Annotated in this window: 7 protein-coding genes; all 7 read left to right on the forward strand. The window is 60.4% G+C overall.

Translation table 11 applies throughout. The features are described from left to right. Positions 1-474: 474 nt before the first annotated feature. Positions 475-1722, forward strand: a complete 1248-nt coding sequence (locus C4334_RS04030; protein ID WP_352430802.1) for a peptidylprolyl isomerase — start codon at positions 475-477, stop codon at positions 1720-1722. A gap of 64 nt (positions 1723-1786) precedes the next feature. Then, on the forward strand, positions 1787-2647 hold the full coding sequence (locus C4334_RS04035; RefSeq protein ID WP_352430803.1) for an MBL fold metallo-hydrolase: 861 nt from the start codon (positions 1787-1789) through the stop codon (positions 2645-2647). 57 nt (positions 2648-2704) lie between these two features. Continuing rightward, positions 2705-3586 carry an S-methyl-5'-thioadenosine phosphorylase gene (locus C4334_RS04040; protein ID WP_352430804.1) on the forward strand — a complete coding sequence of 294 codons (882 nt, stop codon included), beginning with the start codon at positions 2705-2707 and terminating at the stop codon, positions 3584-3586. Positions 3587-3593: 7 nt separating this feature from the next. Beyond that, positions 3594-4055, forward strand: coding sequence for an outer membrane protein assembly factor BamD (gene bamD / locus C4334_RS04045; RefSeq protein WP_352430805.1), 462 nt, complete (start codon positions 3594-3596; stop codon positions 4053-4055). A 42-nt stretch (positions 4056-4097) separates the two neighbouring features. Next, a complete protein-coding gene (locus tag C4334_RS04050) occupies positions 4098-5093 on the forward strand; it encodes a PfkB family carbohydrate kinase (RefSeq protein WP_352430806.1) in 996 nt (331 codons plus the stop codon). Positions 5094-5167: 74 nt separating this feature from the next. Beyond that, positions 5168-5545 (forward strand): putative signal transducing protein, encoded by a 378-nt coding sequence (locus C4334_RS04055; protein ID WP_352430807.1) that lies wholly within the window; start codon positions 5168-5170, stop codon positions 5543-5545. Then, entirely contained in the window at positions 5542-5892 is a 351-nt protein-coding gene (gene cutA / locus C4334_RS04060; protein ID WP_352430808.1) for a divalent-cation tolerance protein CutA, read from the forward strand. The genes C4334_RS04055 and cutA overlap by 4 nt, the downstream gene beginning before the upstream one ends. Positions 5893-6000: the final 108 nt, after the last annotated feature.

Below are 6000 nucleotides of genomic sequence, written 5' to 3' on the forward strand. Positions count from 1 at the left end.
AACCGTCGTGACGCGACTTCGGCGAAGCGGGTATCTCAAGGGTGAAGGTGCCGAGAAACCTTTTGGCCCTCTATTTGCACATCAACTGGCAGCCTCGGCAGCGAAAGCGCTGGGAAACAGGCCGCGGCGAATGCTTGTCGCGTCGGATCGCGTTTGGCGGGGAAGGCTTTCGGCGGTAGCGGGTCGCTTTGCGGCAATGCGTCTTCAGGTGGCTATTCTGTCGCCCGAAAACTGGTCAGCGGCGCGCTGCTATCACCCTCATCGTCGGTTGGAGCAGGGGGCCTCCTGCCTTGCGCCAACTGGACATCTGCGCCCGGAGAAACATAATCTTGACGGTTCGCGCATCCGCGAATCGGCGGAGCAAACTGAGGGCGTTTCGGGACTCGTCCGGCATGGGGGGCAAGATCCTGAGTGTTGAGAGCGCTGGGATGCGCAGACGCTTGAGACCCTTATGGCGAGGATCAAGACAAGACCTTGAGTGCCGAGATCGTTGAAATAGCAGAGGAGAAAGGATTGAACACCAAACAGAAGAGCATCATCGCGGCGGTCATCACCGTCGTCGTGGCCATCGTTTTGATCGCGTGGTGGACGCGCGCCGGAAAGGCTTCGACCACGGTGCTGACCGCAGAAGACATGGCGTTGATCGCCAGTGATCAACCGGCTCCGGTGCGCGCGCAGCTTGCGGCGAGCGAGGAGGCGCGCAAGGAGTTTGCCGAAAACCTCAAAGAGTTGCTCGCCGTCGCCGAAGCGGCGCGCGCTGCTGGCGTGGACAATCGGCCCGAAGTGCGGCAGCAATTGGAGCTGTTGCGCTCTTTGGTCATCGCACGGCAGTACGAAAGCGGCTTACGACGCGAAGGCAAGTCGCCGGATCAGATCGTGTCGCCCGCTGAGGTGGAAAGCTTCCTGAAGGATCCGGCACAACAGGCGCAATTCAAGAGCTTCTTGGAAATGTTGCGTAAGAAAGGCGCGCCCGAAGAAGTCTTCAAAGAACAACTCCAGCAGCTTGAGCGGCAGTGGGCGCGCATTCAGATCGCGGCGCGCAAAGGAATGGAAGCGGGACTCGACCGTGACCGGCGTGTGCAGTTGCAGATCGCGCTGCAAGAGGCGAACTTGCTGGCGAGCGCCTACGTGCGTGATCTCGAACCGCGTATTCGCGCCACAGATCAGGAGATAGACCAGTACATCGCGCAGCACCCGGAGCTGGACCCGAAACAGGCGCGCGCCAAAGCTCAACAGATACTCGAACGCGCGCGGGCTGGCGAGGACTTTGCGACGTTGGCCAAACAGTACTCGGCCGATCCGGGGAGCAAAGAGCAGGGCGGTGATCTCGGTTGGTTCGGGCGGGGGACCATGGTCAAACCTTTTGAAGAGGCAGCCTTCGCGCTGCAACCGGGCCAGATCAGCGACATCGTCGAGACGCCTTTCGGTTTTCACATCATCAAGGTCGAAGAGCGGCGCACGCAGAACAAAGAGGGTAAGCGAGAGGAAGAGGTCCATGCGCGCCACATCCTGATCGCTCCCGGAAGGGAACAGGCCAACGACCCGTTCCTGCCGCCGATGTCGCCACGCGATCAAGCGCGCGCCGCCATTGAACAAGAGAAGCAGAAGAAGCTTTTTGAGGAGATCACGCGGCGGTCGCGCGTGCGCGTCGCGGAGAATTACAACGTGCCGCCGCCACCAGCACAACCGCCCACCACACAGCCATCGCCTGCTGAACGATGAGGAGTGGCAAAGGTTTTCAAAGATGAGCGTTGCCGTGACGCTGTGATAGGAGGCGAGGGCGCTCGTGCGGTTCGGTGATTATCGCCTTGAAATCGTTTCGGATGGCGCGTTCGGTCTGGACGGCGGTGCGATGTTCGGCATCGTGCCGCGCGTCCTGTGGTCCAAAGTGGCCCCGCCGGATGATCGCAATCGCATCCGACTCGGACTGAACTGCCTGTTCATCGAAGCAGGACATGAGCGCATCCTCATCGAAACCGGCATCGGCGATAAATGGTCGGCCAAGCACGCGGAGATCTACGCCATCGCGCGGCAACGGAGTTTGCGCGAAGCGGTGCGTGCCGCAACCGGATACTCCGCCGAACAGATCACCATCGTCATCAACACGCACCTCCATTTCGATCACGCAGGCGGCAACACCATACGCGACGCGCAAGAGGAGCGCGTCGTGCCGACGTTTCCCAACGCGCGCTATCTCGTCTCGCGCGGCGAATACGAGCACGCCGAAGCGCCTACCGAGCGAGATCGGGCCAGCTACGTGCCCGATGATTGGCAGGCGCTGCGTCGCAACGGACAATTGGAACTCATCCCCTCACACTACGAGGTCGTTCCCGGCCTTCACGTGGAGACAGTTCCCGGCCACAATCGCACGATGCAGTGCGTACGGCTCGAACAGGCCGGACGGACGCTCTATTTCTTCGCCGATATCGTGCCGACGCGCGCTCACGTGCCATACGCTTGGATCATGAGTTATGATCTATTCCCTTTGGAGACGCTGGCGGCGAAAAAGAGGCTTCTGCCGCAAGCCGTGCGCGAAGGTTGGATCTGCTACTTCTATCACGACTGGGATGCGCCGCTCTGCAAGTTGGTCGAGCAAGAGGGGCGCATCGTGCCCGTCGAATTGAAGGGGATAGATGTGCTCGCGTGAAGCGCCGAGCGGTCGAGAGAACAAGCGGGAAAGTTCACGACGAAGGACCGATAGCTTATGGTAACAGCACGAATAGGGATCATCGGTGGGAGCGGACTCTACCAGATGCCCGAACTCGAAGGTGTCGAAGAGGTCGAGGTCGAAACGCCGTTTGGCAAACCGTCGGACGCTTTCATCGTCGGGACGCTCGAGGGCGTCCGTGTCGCTTTTCTGCCGCGGCATGGGCGCGGCCACCGCATCTTGCCGACGGAGCTGCCTTTTCGCGCGAACATCTACGCGATGAAGCTGCTGGGTGTTGAACGCATCCTATCGGCATCAGCTGTTGGCTCTTTGCAAGAGCGATACGCGCCGCTCGACATGGTGATCCCGGACCAATTCTTTGATCGCACGCGCGCCCGCGCGCACGAATCGACCTTCTTCGGCGATGGAATCGTCGCGCACATCACGTTCGCGCATCCGGTCTGTGATGAACTGGGCGACGTGCTCGAAGCGTCGTGTCGCGCTGTTGGGGTGCGCGTACATCGCGGCGGCACCTATCTTTGCATGGAAGGACCGGCCTTCTCGACCAAGGCTGAATCGAACGTTTATCGGGCGTGGGGCATGGACGTGATCGGCATGACGAACTTGCAGGAAGCCAAGCTGGCGCGCGAAGCCGAGATCTGCTACGCGACGCTTGCGCTCGTCACCGACTACGATTGCTGGCACGAAGAGCACGATGCGGTTTCAGTCGAGACCGTGGTCGAGAACTTGAACAAGAACGTTCGCAACGCGCAACTCGTCATGCGCGAAGCCGTCCGCCGGTTGAGCGCTGCGGAGCGTCGCTGTGCATGCGGTTCGGCGTTGAAGAACGCCATCTTCACCGCGCCCGAGTTGTGGCCCGAAGCGACAACCAAACGGCTCGAGGCGATCATCGCAAAGTATAAACCGAGCGGGAGGTGAAAGGTCGATGGGAAACAAGCTGCGGAGTTGGGCGGTGGTTTTGGCGATCCTCGTTGCCGCACCCGCCGTCACGGCACAAACGGGCGTGCGCCGCGGACCCGATCCGACGACCATTCGCGATGCGGCGCTCGAAAAGGAATCGCTGCACAATCTTGAAGTGGCGCGACACTACTTCAAGATGAAGAAGGCTTACCGCGCCGCGCTCGATCGCGTCGAAGAGATCATCGCCGGCAACCCGAACTTTTCACGCTTGGATGAAGCGCTCTACATCGCAGGCATGAGCAGCCTCTATCTGGCCGAGAACAAGGGCAAACAAGCCCCGCGCCTCTCCCCCGAAAAGCTGCGCGATGATGCGCGCGCCTATTTGACGCGCCTCGTGCGCGAGTTTCCCGATAGCGCTTTTCGCAAAGAGGCTGAAGAGCGATTAGCCAAACTCGGCGGTCCCAAAACTGACTTGCCGGAAAAATGAAGACGTTCTACCCCATCTTCGAATCACAGGAGAAATTCGACCGTGTCTTTATTGGTGGTGGGTTCGGTCGCGTTCGATGCCGTGGAGACGCCGTTCGGCAAGCGCGACCGAATGCTCGGCGGATCGGCCACGCACTTTTCGCTTTCGGCGAGCTTTTTCGCCGAGGTGCGCATTGTCGGCGTGGTCGGCAGCGATTTCGGCGCAGAGAACATCGCGTTGCTCCAACGCCATGGCGTGGATACGACCGACCTCGAGTGCATCGCCGATGGGAAGACCTTCTTCTGGCGCGGGCGCTACGACTACGATCTCAACACAGCCCATACGCTCGAGACGCAATTGAACGTCTTCGCCGATTTCAAACCGAAGCTATCGGCTGAATCGCGGCGCGCGCGCTTGGTCTTCCTCGGCAACATCCAGCCCGAACTTCAACGCGAAGTGCGAGCGCAGGTCTCGGACGCTCGTTTCGTCGCGCTCGATACGATGAACCTGTGGATCGAGACGGCGCGTCCAGCGCTGCGGCGCGCCATCGAAGAGGTCGATGCTGTGATCATCAACGATGCCGAAGCGCGCCAACTGGCCGAAGAACCGAATCTGATCCGCGCCGCACGACGCATCCTCTCATGGGGACCGCGCGCCGCAGTGATCAAACGGGGCGAATACGGCGCCGCGCTGTTTACGCGCGAAAGCTACTTTGCCATTCCGGCCTATCCGCTCGAATCGGTCTTCGATCCGACCGGCGCCGGTGACACTTTCGCCGGCGGCTTCATGGGCTACTTGGCCAGTTGCGAAAAGATCGATGAGGCGGCCATGCGGCGCGCGATGATCTTCGGTTCGGTGATGGCTTCGTTCAACGTTGAAGAGTTCGGCACCGAGCGCGTACAAAGATTGACGCATGCGGAGATCAACGAACGTTTCCGCGAGTTCAAACGCTTCACGCACTTTGAGGAGATCCCGTTCGAGCGGATCGCGCGCTTAGCGATGCCGGATGAGTCGGACAGATCGCCTGTTGCCGCCAAAGAGCCGACGGCGTTAAACTAACACGAATCGATCAGCGCCGACGTTGGGCGAAGCCCGCGGCTGCAACGCCGAAGAAGGTTGGGAGGCGAAACCAGATGTTCTGTCCAGTTTGCGAGTCGGAGTACGAAGCCGGTATCACGCGCTGCCCTGATGACGGGGCTGAGTTGGTCGAAAAGCTTCCACAGGAGAAGAGCGCGCGCGATCAAAGCGAAGCGCGATTCATCCCCCTGCACGCTTTCGGCTCCCCAGCGGAAGCTGAGATGGTCGCCGACATCTTGCAGAAGAACGAGGTGCGTGCTGTCGTGAAGGCGGGTGGCGCCGATGCTTTCGCGCCGCTTCTTTCGACCACGGCACAAGGCTCGGTCGTCCTCGTCGATGAGCGAGATCTGGACCGAGCGCGCGAGGTCTACTACGCTTTCTTCGGCGAAGATGAGACGCCTTTGACCGGAGAGAGCGAGGGGGATTGGAAATGAATAACGAAGCTATCGTCGTCCTGATCACGGCGCCGAGTCGCGAGGAGGGATCGCGTTTGGCCGAAATGTTGGTCGGCTCTCGCCTCGCTGCCTGCGTTCAACTCATGCCCGAGATGGAATCGGTCTATCATTGGCAAGGCGCGGTTCACCGCGATCCGGAAATACTTCTCATCGTGAAGACGACGCGCGCGCGCTTTGCCGAACTCGAACAACAGGTGCGCGCGCTTCACAGCTACCAGACCCCGGAAATCATCGCCCTGCCCATCGTGGAATCTTCCGCCCCGTATCTCTCTTGGCTCGTCGAAAACGTCGGCAATCGCGCCAAAGCAGCGCGCGAAGAGGAGTAAGCACGCGCCGGCGATGCGGAGCTGTCTCGGTTTCAATCTCGCGCGCTGTACAAGATCAAGATAAGGATAAAGAGAGGGTTCAACTTGCGCCTTCCTTCCCAAGTTTCA

Source organism: Pyrinomonas sp., from assembly GCF_040289685.1.
Classification (GTDB): domain Bacteria; phylum Acidobacteriota; class Blastocatellia; order Pyrinomonadales; family Pyrinomonadaceae; genus Pyrinomonas.

Coding starts and splice junctions, on each gene's coding strand:
- C4334_RS04040 (WP_352430804.1), top strand. CDS start 2,705: ATGGTAACAGCACGAATAGGGATCATCGGTGGGAGCGGACTCTACCAG.
- bamD (WP_352430805.1), top strand. CDS start 3,594: ATGGGAAACAAGCTGCGGAGTTGGGCGGTGGTTTTGGCGATCCTCGTT.
- C4334_RS04055 (WP_352430807.1), top strand. CDS start 5,168: ATGTTCTGTCCAGTTTGCGAGTCGGAGTACGAAGCCGGTATCACGCGC.
- cutA (WP_352430808.1), top strand. CDS start 5,542: ATGAATAACGAAGCTATCGTCGTCCTGATCACGGCGCCGAGTCGCGAG.